This is a genomic window from Arthrobacter mobilis (assembly GCF_012395835.1).
GTDB classification, from domain to species: domain Bacteria; phylum Actinomycetota; class Actinomycetes; order Actinomycetales; family Micrococcaceae; genus Crystallibacter; species Crystallibacter mobilis.
Window position 1 is genome coordinate 186,771 of the sequence record NZ_JAAZSQ010000006.1, and the last position, 14,850, is coordinate 201,620.

Below are 14,850 nucleotides of genomic sequence, written 5' to 3' on the forward strand. Positions count from 1 at the left end.
CCGGCAAACCTGCCATAATTGGACGAAGGCCCGTTGACTCAACGCTGTTGGGGCAGCGGGCTTTCGTTCGTTCCGGGCCGGTTCCGAGGATTTTCCAGACTTTATGCGCAGAGACGATTTGATCGAGAGTAACGAGATGTGTGAGGGCAGGCGATGAACCCCGCGGCACGATTCCTACGTAGCCGTTCCCTGGTAGTGACCGTGGTCGTGCTGGTGGCCGCGATGGTCCTGTCCGTGTTCATCCAGGCACGGGCCCAGATCGCCATTAACGACGTCGTGGACAAGAACGCCCGCGGCCTCTACGACATTCTGGTCCTGCCCGAGGACACCGGCGGGTCCGGGGGGACCCTGCGGCAGCCGGACGTGGTGAGCGGCACCGGCGGCATCACCGCCGCCGAGCTGCAGCAGATCCGCCAGGTCTCCGGCGTTGCCGTCGCCGCTCCGATCTCGCTGGTCTCCAAGGTGGTCCAGGACGCCCAGGTGCCGCAGCTGAAGGCCACCGACTATGTCGGCTACACCCCGAACACCCAGGCCTTCATCGACCAGCAGGGCATCTCCGACGCCGTGCCTAAGGATCAGTGGCCGGCCCCGGATTCGGTGCTCAGCGACACCCCGAAGCGCTACCGGATCACCGCCAAGGCCGAAACCTCGGACGGAAAGAACACCACGGTGCTGTTCGAGAACAGCGCCCAGGGCACGCTCGGCCAAGGCGAGGTTGTGACCGAGAAGGTGCCCGGGGGCACCAGCGTGCGCACCGTCGCACCCGACGGCGAAACCGGGATCAAGTTCCCCGACCCCGCCGGCGGCACCTTCCACGGGAACTTCGATGTCTCCATCGCCCTGCCCACGCTGCCGCAGATCTCCGAAACCGTCGTCGCCGTCGATCCCGTGGCCGAGCAGGCGCTGCTGGGCGAGGCCGGTGCCTTCCTGGCACCGCTGGCCAAGGCTCCCGGCGCCTCCGGGCGCAATGCCGAGGAAGTCGGCCAGCGGTTCATGGACCGCATGAGCCAGGGCTTCTCCGCCGAGGACGTCAAGTCCGGCATCTACCACGAAGGCCTGCCGTTCAAGTTCTGGAGCCCGTTCCTGTTCCAGTACCAGTCCGCCAAGGAAGCCGGCAGCCTGACCGACGATTCCCAGGTCATCCCGATGGTGGTCCGTTCCGGGACCGAACTGAACCTGAAGTACTCGGTCACCATCGAGGAGATCGACGAAGCCGGCAACACCATCGCGGAGGTGGGCACGGTGAGCAGGAACCTCGGCGAGGACTACCTGCCCTTCGCCACCAGCAAGCCGTTCGAACTGCGCTGGCCCGGCGGCAAGGACTACAACTACCTGCTCGGGTCCGGCGGCATCCAGGTGGCCTCCGGTCTCTACCAGCCGGCCCTGTGGTCCACGGACTTCGTCTCCCGTCCGGAATATTCGGCCGGCGAGGCCGAAGCCAACGGCGCCACGGACCAGACGGTCATCCCGCAGGGCTGGGTCCAGGTCAACAAGCTGCCCGAGAAGACGCTCTCGTGGCAGACGGAACCGGACACGACCCAGCGCGAGCCGGTGTCCGAGCAGTCCTACCGCCAGAGCCTGCAGGCTGGCGGCGAAACCTCCGCCCCGCTGCCGTTCGTCTTCGGCACCTTTGACGCCAACGCCGTCCGTTCCGCCGCCGGGGACATCAACTACCTCCCGCTGGGCGGCTACGATCCGACCCCGCTGACCCTGGTCGAGGACGCGCAGGGCAATGACGTGGAGCCGGTGGCTCTGGACCCGGGCCTGAGCGGGGCGGGGCTGGCGGTACAGTCCGCCGGTGCCATCACCGACTACACCGGCCTGGCCGCCGTGCGCGGCACCTCGGCCGAGGACCCTGTGATCGACGCCATTCGCGTCCGGGTCAACGCCGCCGGCAGCTGGCAGAGCGCGCGCGAGGAAATCGCCGCCGTGGCCGGGGACATCGCCGCCCTGGGCCTGCATACCGAGGTCGTCGCGGGTTCAGCCCGCGAGGACGTCTCGATTACGGTGCCGGAGTACCGCAAGGACAGCCTCGGCACGGTCTCGGCCCTCGGGACCGTGACCCAGTCGTGGGTGCGCCAGGGGTCGGCCACCGGCGTGCAGAACGCCCTGAGTTCCTCCAGCATTGCGCTGCTGGCGCTGACCATCGGCGGTGCCGCCCTGGTGACGGCGGCGAGCACCGTGACCTTCACCAGGAACCGGCGGGCCGAAGCGGTCACGCTCCGGGCGATGGGCTGGACCCGCGGCAGGATCCGGTCCTGGTTCCTGCACGAACTGCTGGTGGGTGCGGTGGCCATCCTGGCCGTGGCTGCGGTCGTGGTGGCGCTGAGCCGCAACTGGGTCACCGCGCTGGTGTCCGCCGCCGCGCTGGCCATCTATCTGGCTGCTGCGTTCACGTCCGCGGCACTGCTGAAGCCGCATCCGCGGCCGGACTCTGCCCCGGCCGGTGGCGACGGTTCTGCCCTGGTGGACAATGCCAAGACCTACGCAGCCCGCCAGCTGCTGTCCAACCGGTTCAATTCCGCCGCCGTGGCGGTCTCGGTTGGCGTGCTGGGTGCGGCAGCCGGCGCCCTGGTGGCCGTGCTGGTCGACCTGCCCCGCGCCGTCGGCAGCTCGGCCCTGAGCGTGCTGGCCGTGAACCAGCTCAGCGGCCTGAACCTGGCCCTGGCGCTGCTGGGCGTGCTGGCCTCGCTGATGCTGACGCTGATCACCGGCCGCTTCGAGCTGCCGCGCAAGCGCGAGCAGTGGCAGATCCTCACCGCCATGGGCTGGGGTCCGGGGCTGCTGCTGCAGCTGCGCCGCTGGGAGGCCGGCATCCTCGGGGTGCTCGCGCTGCCGCTGGCCATTCTCGGCTCGGTGGCGGTCACCCTGGTCATCGCCCCGCATGCCGTCCTGCGGGCGGCACTGGCCAGCGTGCTGGCCGTACTCATCTGGTTTATCGTGACGACAAGGACGCGGAAATGATTGACGATCCCACAACCAACGTGGCTGGCCCCGTGGACACCGACGAGGAGGTCCAGACCCGCTCGAACACCATCGTCCGCCCGGTGGAGCACCAGATGCCCTTGGAGCTGCGCGATGTGACCATCCGGTACGAGGGCGGGGGAGCGGACCCGCTGACCATCGTGGAGCACTTTAACCTCGGGCTCGAGGCCGGCACCATGCACTGCCTGGCCGGACGCAGCGGTTCGGGCAAGACCAGCATCCTGACCGTCGCCGCCGGCCTGACCCTGCCCACCGCCGGTGAGGTGCTGTGGGAGGGCGAGTCGCTGGATGAGATGGACGACGACGAGATCGCCGAGCGCCGGCGTGCCCTGATCGGCTATGTGGACCAGGGCGGGGCGCTGATCGACGGGATGAGCGCCCTCGAGAACGTGCTGCTGCCCGCGGTTCCCGACGGCCAGGTCGCCGAGCGCACGGAAATGGCCAAGAACCTGCTGGACCTGGTCGGCCTGGGCCGGCGCATGCACCACCGTCCCGTCCAGCTCTCCGGCGGCGAACGCCAGCGGGTGGCCATTGCCCGCGCGCTGATTCTGGGCACCAAGGTCCTGGTCGTGGACGAGCCGACGGCCAGCCTGGACCGCGAGCATGCGAACCAGATCATCGGCATCCTCAAGGACACCACCCGGGACGGCATCACCGTGCTGGTGGCCACCCACGACCAGGAGCTGATCGCCGTCGCCGACAGCCGCACCTACATGAACTGACCTTCGCGGTTGACCGGCGACGCGGCGGCGGGAGGTGCTCCCGCCGCCGTCGCGCGTTTAAGCGCCGGCATCGCAGCGGCCCGGCCGCTTTCGACAATGCCGGACCCGGCGCGGTAATTTCTATAGGGTGACCGCATCTGAGAAGCCCCCGTTCTACATCACCACGGCCATCTCCTACCCCAACGGCGTCCCGCACATCGGGCATGCCTATGAGTTCATCGCCACGGACGCGATGGCCCGGTTCAAGCGGTTGGACGGGTATGACGTGTTCTTCCTGACGGGCACCGACGAGCACGGCCAGAAAATGCTGCATACCGCGCAGAAGGAAGGCATCACCCCGCTGGCCCTGGCCCGGCGCAATTCCGATTTCTTCCAGGCCACGCAGGACGGGCTGGGCATCAGTTATGACCGCTTCATCCGCACCACCGAGGCGGACCACCACAAGGCCGCCCAGGCCATCTGGAAGCGGATGGAAGAGGCCGGGGACATCTACCTGGACAAGTACGAGGGGTGGTACTCCGTCCGCGACGAGGCGTACTACGTCGAGGACGAAACCGAGGTCCGCGAGGACGGCAAGCGCTACGCGGTCCAGACCGATACCGAGGTCACCTGGACCGAGGAGGAATCCTATTTCTTCCGGCTCTCCGCGTACCAGGACAAGCTCCTGAAGCTCTACGAAGAGCAGCCAGAATTCGCCGCACCCCGGACCCGCTTCAACGAGGTGATCAGCTTCGTCAAGCAGGGGCTGACGGACCTGTCCATAAGCCGTACCACCTTCGACTGGGGTGTGCCGGTGCCCGGCAAGCCGGGGCATGTGATGTACGTCTGGGTGGATGCGCTGACCAACTACCTCACCGGCATCGGCTTCCCGGACACCGAGGCGGAGTCCTTCCGCAAATGGTGGCCTGCCGACGTGCATGTGATCGGTAAGGATATCTCCCGCTTCCATGCCGTCTACTGGCCGGCGTTCCTGATGAGCGCCGGACTGCCGCTGCCCAAGCGCGTGATGATCCACGGCCATCTGTACAACCAGGGCGTCAAGATGTCCAAGTCCCTGGGCAACGTGATCGCCCCGTCGGACTGGGTGCAGCAGTACGGGCTGGACCAGATGCGCTTCTTCCTGCTGCGCGAGGTGCCCTTCGGTGCGGACGGCTCCTACAGCCACGAGGCGATCGTCAGCCGGATGAATTCGGACCTGGCCAACAACCTCGGGAACCTGGCGCAGCGCTCGCTCTCCATGGTGGCGAAGAACTGCGGCGGCCAGGTGCCGCAGCCGGCCACGCTGGCTGCCGAGGACCACGAACTGCTGGCCCGGGCCGAGCGGCTGCTGGAGAAGTCCCGCGCGGCCTACGAGGTGCAGGACTTCCACGGCTCGCTCGAGGCCATCTGGGCCCTGCTGGGGGACACCAACGCGTACTTCGCCGAGCAGGCGCCCTGGGTACTGCGCAAGACGGATGTCGAGCGGATGAACACCGTGCTCTACGTGACGCTGGAAGTGCTGCGCATCGTCTCGATCCTCATCCAGCCGGTCATGCCGGGCTCGGCCTCCCGGCTGCTGGACGTGCTCGGCCAGCCTGCGGACGCCCGCAGCTTCGCTGCCATCGGCGCCGCCCTGGTGCCGGGCACCAGGCTGCCTGCCCCGGCACCGGTCTTCCCGAAGTACGAAGAACCCGCCAGCTAGGGAGTGGGGCGCTCCCGCAGTGTCGGCTTCGCCGCCACAGCAGGTCCCTCGCGCCCCACTCCGGGGCCCCGCCGCGGGCGAAGCGAGCGGGGGAAGGCGCGACGCGTGTCTCCGGCTCCTTCGGCCCCAAGCGTCCTGGAAGCCGCCCGCCGCGGCAGCCCCCGGGCTTACTTGGCGAACCGCTGCAGCGCCGTGCGGCGCATGATGCCGGCCACCGCGTCCTGCTGCCGGCGGGTGCGTTCGAGCAGTTCGGCCAGGCGGCGCCGGTTCAGCTGGGGAAGGGCCTGCTGCAGTTCCAACAGGGTGCGCCACAAGGCCTCCTTGCCCCGCAGCGCCGACTGCAGCAGCTCCAGCTCCAGCTGTCCGCCGGTGCTGCGCCCCCTGCGCAGCAGGTTGACCGGGTTGACCCTGCCGGCGAGGGCGCCGGCCCGCGCTACCAGGGCCATCACCAAGCTGCGGCGGTAGCCCAGATCGTGCATGAGCTGCTTGAGTTCCTGCCGCTCGCCGTGCACCTGGCGTTCGATCTCGTCGAGCACCGCCGCAGCCTCCGTGCCGACCCAGGTCCGTTTGGCGGCATGGAACATCCGCCGGCCTGCCGCGGCTCCGGCCAAATGGCTGTTCAGGTAGGCGGCCAGGGCCTTGTTGTCCACACTCACCGCCGGCATTTTCCTGCGCAGCATGGTGCCTCCTCCGTTGGTCCTGCACGGGCTGGTGCCTGCCATCTTTGCAGATCCGGACCGGGATGTCGCTGTGTGCGCAGGGCCTCTGCCCAGGGCCGCCTGAGGCGGCGGCGGCCTCAGGCGGCCGGATCCTGCTCCGGCGAGGATACCGGCGTGTCCATTTATTGGGACGGTTTGACCATGATGTGGACCCCTTCCCTAGAATCGGATGCATGAGCGCAGCAGATTCCCAGGCATTTTCCCTCGCAGTCATCCCCGGCGACGGCATCGGTCCGGAGGTCGTCGCCGAAGCCGTCAAGGTGCTCCGCGCGGCCACCGCCGGCGAAGCGGCCGGCTTCGAACTCACCGAATACAAGCTCGGTGCCGAACACTGGCTGGCCACCGGGGAGACCCTCCCGGAGGAAACCCTGGCAAAGCTGCGCACCCATGACGCCATTCTGTTTGGTGCCGTCGGCGCCGCCCCGGGGGACACCCGCATCCCGTCCGGCATCATCGAGCGCGAGATGCTGCTGAAGCTGCGTTTCAGCCTGGACCACTATGTGAACCTGCGCCCGGCCAAGCTCTTTCCGGGCGTGCCGAGCCCCTTGGCCAATCCCGGGGAGATCGACTTCGTCGTCGTCCGGGAAGGCACCGAAGGACCCTACGTGGGCAACGGCGGCGCCCTGCGCGTGGGCACCCCGCACGAGATCGCCACCGAGGTCTCCGTCAACACCGCCCACGGCGTGGAGCGCGTGGTCCGGGACGCTTTCCGCCGCGCCCAGTCCCGCCGCCGCAAGCTCACCCTGGTGCACAAGCACAATGTGCTCGTCCACGCCGGCCACCTGTGGCGGCGTACGGTCGAAGCGGTCGGCCGGGAATTCCCGGAGGTGGCCGTGGACTACCTGCACATCGATGCCGCCACCATCTTCATGGTCACGGACCCGGCGCGCTTCGACGTGATTGTCACGGACAACCTCTTCGGCGACATCATCACGGACCTGGCCGCCGCCATCACCGGCGGCATCGGGCTGGCTGCTTCGGGCAACATCAACATGGACCGCACCGCGCCGTCCATGTTCGAGCCGGTCCACGGTTCCGCGCCGGACATCGCCGGGCAGCAGAAGGCCGACCCGACGGCGGCCATCCTGTCCGTGGCCCTGATGCTGGACCACCTGGGCCTGCCCGGGGCGGCCGCCCGCGTGCAGGAGGCCGTGGAGAAGGACATCGCCGGGCGCGGATCTGCTGCGCGGACGACGTCGGAGGTCGGCGATGCTATCGCTTCCCTTTTGGCAGTAGGCTAGTTAGCGGTTATTAACCCGAGCTAGCGACACCAGCCTGAACAGAAGGCGGGCACAACGGTGTGCATCCACCGTGGAGGAACCATGACTGAAACACTGCAATTCACCCGGCAGCTCTCCGACCACCGGGTCAGTGCCGAACAACGTGCTGCCATCCTGGCCGACCCGGGCTTCGGCAACTACTTCACGGACCACACCGCAGTGGTGGACTACAAGGTGGACGCGGCCGGTATCGGCGGCTGGAGCAACGCGCGGGTGGAGCCGTACGGGCCGATCCTGATGGACCCGGCGGCAGCGGTGCTGCACTATGGCCAGGAGATCTTCGAGGGCATGAAGGCCTACCGGCACGCGGACGGTTCGGTCTGGACCTTCCGGCCCGAGGCCAATGCGGTGCGCTTCAACAAGTCCGCCGTGCGCCTGGCCCTGCCGGAACTGCCCGAGGGCGTGTTCGTGGACTCGCTGCGCGAACTCGTGGCCGTGGACAAGGACTGGATCCCCTCCGGCGACGGCGCCGCCCTGTACCTGCGGCCGTTCATGATTGCCACGGAGGCCTTCCTCGGGGTCCGTCCGGCGCGCGAGGTCTCCTACCGGGTGATCGCTTCGCCCGCCGGGAACTACTTCGGCGGCGAACTGAAGCCGGTGCCCATCTGGCTCTCCACCCGCTACGCCCGCGCAGGGCACGGCGGTACCGGGGAGGCCAAGTGCGGCGGCAACTACGCCGCCTCCCTGGCAGCCCAGCTCGAGGCCGAGGCGCACGGCTGCAAGCAGGTGCTCTTCCTGGACCCCACCAACGACAATGCGGTGGAAGAGCTCGGCGGGATGAACATCTTCTTCGTCTTCGCGGACGGAACACTGGTGACCCCGGAACTGAACGGCAACATCCTGCACGGGGTTACCCGGTCCTCGATCATCCAGCTGGCCAAGGACCGCGGCCTGCAGGTCCAGGAACGCAAGATCACCATCGATGAGTGGCGCGAGGGGATTGCCGGAGGCCGGATCGCCGAGGTCTTCGCCTGCGGCACCGCCGCGGTGATCACCCCGATCGGCGAGCTGAAGACCGAGGACGGCAGCATGGTGTCCCCGCCGCTGGGCGCCGACGCGGTGTGCATGTCCATCCGCCGGCAGCTGCTGGGCATCCAGACCGGCGTCGAGGAAGACATCCACGGCTGGCTGACCCGCCTGGCCTGACCCGCCGGTTGCGGCGGTCTGGTCTCACGGGCCCCGGTTCTCCGGGGCCCGTTCCCGTGCTGCCTGGGCCCGTGCCGGCAGCGGCACCCGGGAGGCAGCAGGCCGTCGGCGACGACACGCCGTCCGCAGGCCGGACAGGCGATTCGTTCAGGTTCCCAGCCGGCGTATAAGTTCGGTCAGCTCCGCGGACGGGCCCACGCCGAGTTCCCGGGTGACTTTGGCAGAAAACTGCCGGTAGCTTTGCGCCGCCGATGCCCGGTTGCCTGCCAGCAGGTGCGCATGGATGATGAGCCGGTGCGCATTCTCCCGGAACGGGTCCAGGGCTGCCGCAAGGCTGGCCGCTTCCACGGCGCGGTCGTAGGCCTCCTCCCGGAGGAACTGCTCGGCGACCATTTCCAAGGCGCGGACCCGCAGCTGGCCCACCCGGTCCCGCTGCGCGAACACCCAGTCGTCATGCCATCCCGGCAGCAGTTCCGCGGGAGCCTGCAGGACGAGCGCCTTGTACCCTTGCGAACCCTCGCAGCCGGCCGCCCATGCTTCCACCTCGTGCACATCGACCTCGACGGTGCTGCCCAGCTCCAGCGGGTCCCTGGTCCCGGCCAGCAGGCCCGGGAGGTTGTGGACGATCGACCACAGACTCACGCGCAGACTTTCCAGGGCCAGGGACCGCGTACTGTCCGGCCACAGCAGATCCGCCAGGAACGCCCGCGGGCTGCGGCCGTGCAGGGCCAGGGCAGCAATGAGGCGCTGTTCGCGGTGGCTGACGGGGACTTCCTCGCCGTCGCGCTGCAGGCGCCAGTTCCCAAAAAGGCCAAGCTGCCACTGCCCCATTGCTGCCCCCTGCCACTGCACCATCATTGCCCCCAGATGGGTAGGACCCAATTTCATAGCGTTGGCCAGCGCGCCGGATAAGGCAAGAGTGTGCGGCCGGAATATGCTCCGTCCGGCCGGATCAGCCGCCGCCGGCGGAGCCTGCTGCTGCCCGGGGCGTGGCAGGATAGGCCTGTGAGCACAGATCCGAACGCAGGCATCGTCCGCAGCAGCCCGCTGACCCGCTTCCGGCTGGCCCCGAATCCCGGGCCCATGAGCCTGGACGGCACCAACTCGTACCTGGTCGGCGTCCCCGGGGCCGGGGTCGTCGTGGTGGATCCCGGGCCGCTGGACGAGCCGCACCTGCAGGCGCTGGCGGGCGCCGGCGCCGTCGAACTGGTGCTCATCACCCACCACCACAGCGACCATACCGAGGCCAGCCACCGGTTCCACGAACTGACCGGTGCCCCGGTGCGGGCCCTGGACCCGGCATTCTGCCACGGCGGCGCGCCGCTGGCCGACGGCGAGGAACTGGACGCCGCGGGGGTGCGGATCCGGGTCCTGGCCACTCCCGGCCATACGGCGGACTCGGTCTGCCTGCACCTGCCCGGCGATGGGCCGGACGGCTCGGTGCTCACCGGTGACACGATCCTGGGCCGGGGCACCACCATCATCGCCTATCCGGACGGGCGGCTGGGGCCGTACCTGGCATCGCTCGAGCGTCTGGCGGCCCTGGGCCCGGCCACGGTGCTGCCGGCCCACGGCCCGGTACTGCCGTCCCTGGCCGACATCTGCGGGAAGTACCTGCAGCACCGCCACGAGCGGCTCGAGCAGATCCGCGGCGCGCTGTCCCGGCTGGGCCCGGACGCCAGCGTCCAGGCGGTCACGGACTACGTCTACCACGACGTCGACGCGTCCGTGCGCGGTGCCGCCGAGTCCTCGGTGGCAGCGCAGCTGGAGTTCCTGCGCAGCTGACGCACCGGCAGGGACTGGATAGGCCGGAGGCCGGACCACTGCTGGTAGCTTCCAGCGTGGCCCGGCCTCCGGCAAGGTCCTGCGGTGGTTACGGCCGGCCGATGCCCTTGTAGTGCCAGCCGGCGGCGCGCCAGGCGGCGGCGTCGAGCACGTTGCGCCCGTCGAGGATGTTCTTCCCGGCGACCTGGGCGCCCACGGCAACCGGGTCCAGGTTGCGGTACTGGCGCCATTCGGTCAGCAGCAGCAGCACGTCCGCGCCGGACAGGGCGTTCTCCAGCACCGGCTCGTAGTGCAGCTCGGGGAAGCGGCCCTTGGCGTTCTCCAGAGCCTCAGGGTCGGTCACGGTCACGGTGGCTCCCTGCAGCTGCAGCTGGGCGGCCACGGACAGGGCCGGGGAGTCGCGCACGTCGTCGGAGTCGGGCTTGAAGGCCGCGCCCAGGACGGTGATGCGCTGGCCCAGCAGCGAACCGCCGCACAGGTCGCGGGCCATTTCCACCACACGGGAACGGCGGCGCATGTTGATCGCATCCACCTCGCGCAGGAAGGTCAGGGCCTGGTCGGCGCCCAGTTCCCCGGCCCGGGCCATGAAGGCGCGGATGTCCTTGGGCAGGCAGCCGCCGCCGAAGCCGATACCGGCGTTGAGGAACTTGCGGCCGATGCGGTCGTCCAGGCCGATCGCGTCGGCGAGCATCTTCACGTCCGCCCCGGCAGCTTCGCAGACCTCGGCCATGGCGTTGATGAAGGAGATCTTGGTGGCCAGGAACGAGTTGGCGGCGGTCTTGACCAGTTCGGCGGTGGCGTAGTCGGTGACCAGGCGCGGGGTGCCGGCCTGCAGCGGGGTCGCGTAGACCTCGTCCAGGGCAGCCGTCGCAGCCTCGCCGGCCGTGCCGGCAGGCACGCCGTAGACGAAGCGGTCGGGAGTCAGGGTGTCGGCCACCGCGAAGCCTTCGCGCAGGAATTCCGGGTTCCAGGCCAGGATGGTTTCCGGCTGTACCTCGGCCAGTTCCTCGGCCAGACGGGCCGCGGTGCCCACCGGCACGGTGGACTTGCCCACGACGACGTCGCCCGGGGCGAGGTGCCGGGCCAGGGTGGTGAAGGCGGCGTCGACATACCTCAGGTCCGCGGCGTTTTCACCCTTGCGCTGCGGGGTGCCCACGCAGACGAAGTGCACTGCCGCCCCGGCCGCATCGGCCATGTCGGTGCTGAAGGCCAGCCGCCCGGTGCCCTGGACCTCGGTGAGCAGCTCCGGCAGGCCCGGCTCGAAGAACGGCGCCCGCCCCGCCTGCAGTTCGGCGATCTTGCGGTCATCCACATCGATGCCCACGACGTCGTGGCCCAGCTTGGCCATCGCGGCAGCGTGGACCGCACCCAGGTAACCGCAGCCAATAACCGAAATACGCATGGTGATCCTTAAAGAGACTGTGAAGAACTCTAATGAGGCTATCGCTCCTCGTGCCGCTGGATTAAATCCGCGGCGGTATTTTCCGTGTGCCGCGCCTCACGTCCGTTGCTGGCGCCCGGTTGGCAAGGCTGGGGCGGGTGCAGGACGCGGGAGCGCCGATGCGCATAGGCTTGTGCCCATGCGCATAGCCCGATTTGTCGTTGATTCCGATCCGATGTACGGCGTGGTCGAGGGGGAGGAGGGGAACGAGGAAGTCGCCGTGATCGGCGGCGATCCGTTCTTCGCCGGCATCCATCCCACCGGGGCCCGCCACAAGCTCGAGGACGTGCGCCTGGTGGCGCCAATCATCCCGCGCAGCAAGCTGGTGGGCATCGGCCGCAACTACGCGGAGCACATCAAGGAAATGGGCAACGAGACCCCGCCTGCGCCGCTGATGTTCTTCAAGCCGAACACCGCGGTGATCGGCCCCAACGAACCCATGGTGCTGCCGGCGTTCTCGGACGAGGTCTCCTACGAGGCCGAACTGTGCGTGGTGATCGGACGCATCTGCAAGGACGTGCCGGTTGAGCGGGTGGACGAGGTGATCTTCGGTTATACCTGCGGCAACGACCTCACCGCCCGGGACGCCCAGCGCACGGACAACCAGTGGGCCCGGGCCAAGGGCTTCGACGGGTCGGCGCCGCTGGGGCCGTGGATCGAGACCGAACTGGATCCGGAGAACCTCTCCATCCGCGGCTGGCTGGACGGCGAGCTGAAGCAGGACGGCAACACCTCGCAGATGATCTGGGGCGTGCGGGAGCTGGTCGCCTATGCTTCCCAGGCCTTCACCCTGCTGCCCGGTGACGTGATCATGACCGGCACTCCCTCGGGTGTGGGCACGATCCAGGCCGGCCAGCGCTTCGAGGTGGAGATCGAAGGCATCGGCCGGCTGGCCAACACCGCCCGCTGACGGGCCCGGACCAAGGAGCAACGACGACGGCGCCCTTCCGCCTGCGCGTGGCCCGCACCGCGGCCGCGGTGCTTTCACCCGCCGTCGTCTGGGCGGCGGTCCTGGTGCTGGCCCCGTTTGCCCAGCCCCGGACAGACAGCCCGCTGCTCTGGGGAGCAGGAGCGGCCCTGCTGGTCTGCGCCGTGCCGCGGGCCATCGCGGCCGCGCTGGGACCTCAGCTGCGCCCGGGACTGGGCCGGCTGGGGCTGGCCCCGCTGGCGGCAGGCACCGGGGTCCTGATGTACGGGATGCTGCGGGTCATCCGCTGGTGGCACGGGCCGCTGAGCCTGGCGGCGGTGATCTTCGCCATCTTCGCCGGGTACGCCCTGCTGCTGCTGGCCCGGCGCCACCGGCCGCTTGACTGGCCGGCGATGACCTGCGGAGCCGCCGCCGCCATCCTGCCGCTGCTGCTGGGACCGCCGGGCCTGGCCGCGCTGCCGGTGCTCGGGCTCCGGCTCTGGGCGGCGGCCGCGCTGCGTTCCCCCGGCAGCGGGCATCCGGTGGTCTCCGCGGCGGCCGGCGCGATGGTCTGCGGCGGCCTGTGCGCCCTGCTGCTGCAGGCCATCCGCTAGCGTGGCTCCCGTAAACTTGGAGCCACTATGACTACTGCAGCCGAGATCCCCACCGTCACCGCCGAAACCCCCGTACGGGTCCGCTTCTGCCCCTCTCCCACGGGCACCCCGCACGTCGGGCTGATCCGCACGGCCCTGTTCAACTGGGCCTATGCCAGGCACACCGGCGGCACCATGGTCTTCCGCATCGAGGACACCGATGCTGCGCGGGACAGCGAGGAAAGCTACCACCAGCTGCTCGAGGCGCTGAAGTGGCTCGGCATCACCTGGGACGAGGGCGTCGAGGTCGGCGGCCCGCACGAGCCCTACCGCCAGTCCCAGCGTATGGACATCTACCAGGACGTCATCGGCCGCCTCAAGGAAGCCGGCCATCTGTACGAGTCCTACTCCACGCCCGAGGAGGTCGAGGCCCGGCACAAGGCCGCCGGCCGCGACGTCAAGCTCGGCTACGACAACTACGACCGGGACCTGACCGCGGAGCAGATCGCCGCCTTCAAGGCCGAGGGCCGGGAGCCGGTGCTGCGTGTGCGCATGCCGGACGAGGACATCACCTTCGAGGACCTGGTCCGCGGCGAGATCACCTTCAAGGCCGGCAGTGTCCCCGATTTCGCGGTGGTCCGCGCCAACGGCAAGCCGCTGTACACCCTGGTCAACCCGGTGGACGATGCGCTGATGGGGATCACCCACGTCCTCCGCGGCGAGGACCTGCTCTCCTCGACGCCGCGCCAGATCGCGCTGTACCGGGCGCTGCTGGACATCGGGGTGGCCCGGTACATGCCGCTGTTCGGGCACCTGCCGTACGTCATGGGCGAAGGCAACAAGAAGCTGTCCAAGCGGGACCCCCAATCCAACCTCTTCCTGCACCGCGAACGCGGCTTCATCCGTGAGGGCCTGCTGAACTACCTGTCCCTGCTGGGCTGGAGCCTGTCCGCGGACGAGGACATCTTCACCGTGGAGCAGCTGGTGGAGAACTTCGATATACACGACGTCCTCTCCAACCCGGCGCGCTTCGACCTGAAGAAGGCCGAGGCGATCAACGGGTCCCATGTGCGCATACTGGACCCGGTGGACTTCCGCGAACGCCTCGTGCCCTACCTGCAGCACGCGGGCCTGGTGGGGGAGACCCTGACCCCGCGCGAGCGCGAGATCCTCGTGGCGGCGGCGCCGCTGGTCCAGGAACGCATCACCCTGCTGGGCGAGGCTCCGGAGATGCTTGGGTTCCTGTTCAAGGATGACGACGAGATCGACGTCGCCGATGACGCCCGCAAGGGCCTGCCGGCAAACCTGGCGGAGGTGCTCGACGCCGCGCTGGCCGCGCTGGAGCCGGTGGAGGAATGGACCGCCGGGAACATCGAGGCGGCGCTGCGCCAGGCGCTGGTGGAGCAGCTGGGCCTCAAGCCGAGGCTGGCCTTCGGGCCGGTTCGCACCGCCGTCTCCGGGCGGCGGATTTCCCCGCCGTTGTTCGAGTCCATGGAAATCCTCGGCCGGCATTCATCCCTGGTGCGCCTGAAGGCCTTCCGCGCCGCCAGCTAGTAGGGATTCGTTAGGTCTGTTGTTGGCGTGCCGGCAG

12 protein-coding genes are annotated in these 14,850 nt (G+C 69.0%); 9 read left to right on the forward strand and 3 right to left on the reverse strand.

Annotation, left to right across the window (positions count from 1 at the left end):
• The first annotated feature begins 153 nt into the window (after positions 1–153).
• From HGG74_RS08905 to metG, 3 genes are all read left to right on the forward strand, one after another.
• Positions 154–2,964: an ABC transporter permease gene (locus tag HGG74_RS08905; RefSeq protein WP_168485991.1), complete on the forward strand. Its 2,811-nt coding sequence runs from the start codon at positions 154–156 to the stop codon at positions 2,962–2,964.
• Complete coding sequence (locus HGG74_RS08910) at positions 2,961–3,707, forward strand: ABC transporter ATP-binding protein (protein ID WP_168485992.1); 747 nt, start codon at positions 2,961–2,963, stop codon at positions 3,705–3,707. Before HGG74_RS08905 ends, HGG74_RS08910 begins: the two co-directional genes overlap by 4 nt.
• Before the next feature lie 127 nt (positions 3,708–3,834).
• Entirely contained in the window at positions 3,835–5,388 is a 1,554-nt protein-coding gene (metG, locus tag HGG74_RS08915; protein ID WP_168485993.1) for a methionine--tRNA ligase, read from the forward strand.
• A gap of 167 nt (positions 5,389–5,555) precedes the next feature.
• On the opposite strand, the gene HGG74_RS08920 is transcribed toward metG, so the two are convergent.
• The gene (locus HGG74_RS08920) at positions 5,556–6,068 is read right to left on the reverse strand and encodes a hypothetical protein (RefSeq protein WP_168485994.1); all 513 of its coding nucleotides are present in this window, start codon (positions 6,066–6,068) and stop codon (positions 5,556–5,558) included.
• Between the two features lie 212 nt (positions 6,069–6,280).
• Between HGG74_RS08920 and HGG74_RS08925 the strand changes: the two genes are divergently transcribed.
• Together HGG74_RS08925 and HGG74_RS08930 are read left to right on the forward strand one after the other, a co-directional pair.
• Positions 6,281–7,348, forward strand: coding sequence for a 3-isopropylmalate dehydrogenase (locus HGG74_RS08925; RefSeq protein WP_168485995.1), 1,068 nt, complete (start codon positions 6,281–6,283; stop codon positions 7,346–7,348).
• A gap of 81 nt (positions 7,349–7,429) precedes the next feature.
• Positions 7,430–8,533: a branched-chain amino acid aminotransferase gene (locus HGG74_RS08930; RefSeq protein WP_168485996.1), complete on the forward strand. Its 1,104-nt coding sequence runs from the start codon at positions 7,430–7,432 to the stop codon at positions 8,531–8,533.
• A 147-nt stretch (positions 8,534–8,680) separates the two neighbouring features.
• Here HGG74_RS08930 and HGG74_RS08935 read toward each other — a convergent pair whose 3' ends face one another.
• Positions 8,681–9,421: an AfsR/SARP family transcriptional regulator gene (locus HGG74_RS08935; RefSeq protein ID WP_168485997.1), complete on the reverse strand. Its 741-nt coding sequence runs from the start codon at positions 9,419–9,421 to the stop codon at positions 8,681–8,683.
• Between the two features lie 117 nt (positions 9,422–9,538).
• Here HGG74_RS08935 and HGG74_RS08940 point away from each other — a divergent pair, with 117 nt between their 5' ends.
• On the forward strand, positions 9,539–10,318 hold the full coding sequence (locus tag HGG74_RS08940) for an MBL fold metallo-hydrolase (protein WP_312856794.1): 780 nt from the start codon (positions 9,539–9,541) through the stop codon (positions 10,316–10,318).
• Between the two features lie 88 nt (positions 10,319–10,406).
• Here the strand turns inward: HGG74_RS08940 and HGG74_RS08945 are convergent, their stop codons facing one another.
• Positions 10,407–11,720: a UDP-glucose dehydrogenase family protein gene (locus HGG74_RS08945; protein ID WP_168485998.1), complete on the reverse strand. Its 1,314-nt coding sequence runs from the start codon at positions 11,718–11,720 to the stop codon at positions 10,407–10,409.
• A 178-nt stretch (positions 11,721–11,898) separates the two neighbouring features.
• Here HGG74_RS08945 and HGG74_RS08950 point away from each other — a divergent pair, with 178 nt between their 5' ends.
• The 3 genes from HGG74_RS08950 to gltX are packed head-to-tail and all read left to right on the forward strand — an operon-like array spanning position 11,899 to position 14,813.
• Complete coding sequence (locus HGG74_RS08950) at positions 11,899–12,669, forward strand: fumarylacetoacetate hydrolase family protein (RefSeq protein ID WP_168485999.1); 771 nt, start codon at positions 11,899–11,901, stop codon at positions 12,667–12,669.
• A gap of 47 nt (positions 12,670–12,716) precedes the next feature.
• Positions 12,717–13,280 carry a hypothetical protein gene (locus HGG74_RS08955; protein ID WP_168486000.1) on the forward strand — a complete coding sequence of 188 codons (564 nt, stop codon included), beginning with the start codon at positions 12,717–12,719 and terminating at the stop codon, positions 13,278–13,280.
• Positions 13,281–13,307: 27 nt separating this feature from the next.
• Positions 13,308–14,813 carry a glutamate--tRNA ligase gene (gene gltX / locus HGG74_RS08960; protein ID WP_168486001.1) on the forward strand — a complete coding sequence of 502 codons (1,506 nt, stop codon included), beginning with the start codon at positions 13,308–13,310 and terminating at the stop codon, positions 14,811–14,813.
• The last annotated feature ends 37 nt before the right edge of the window (positions 14,814–14,850 follow it).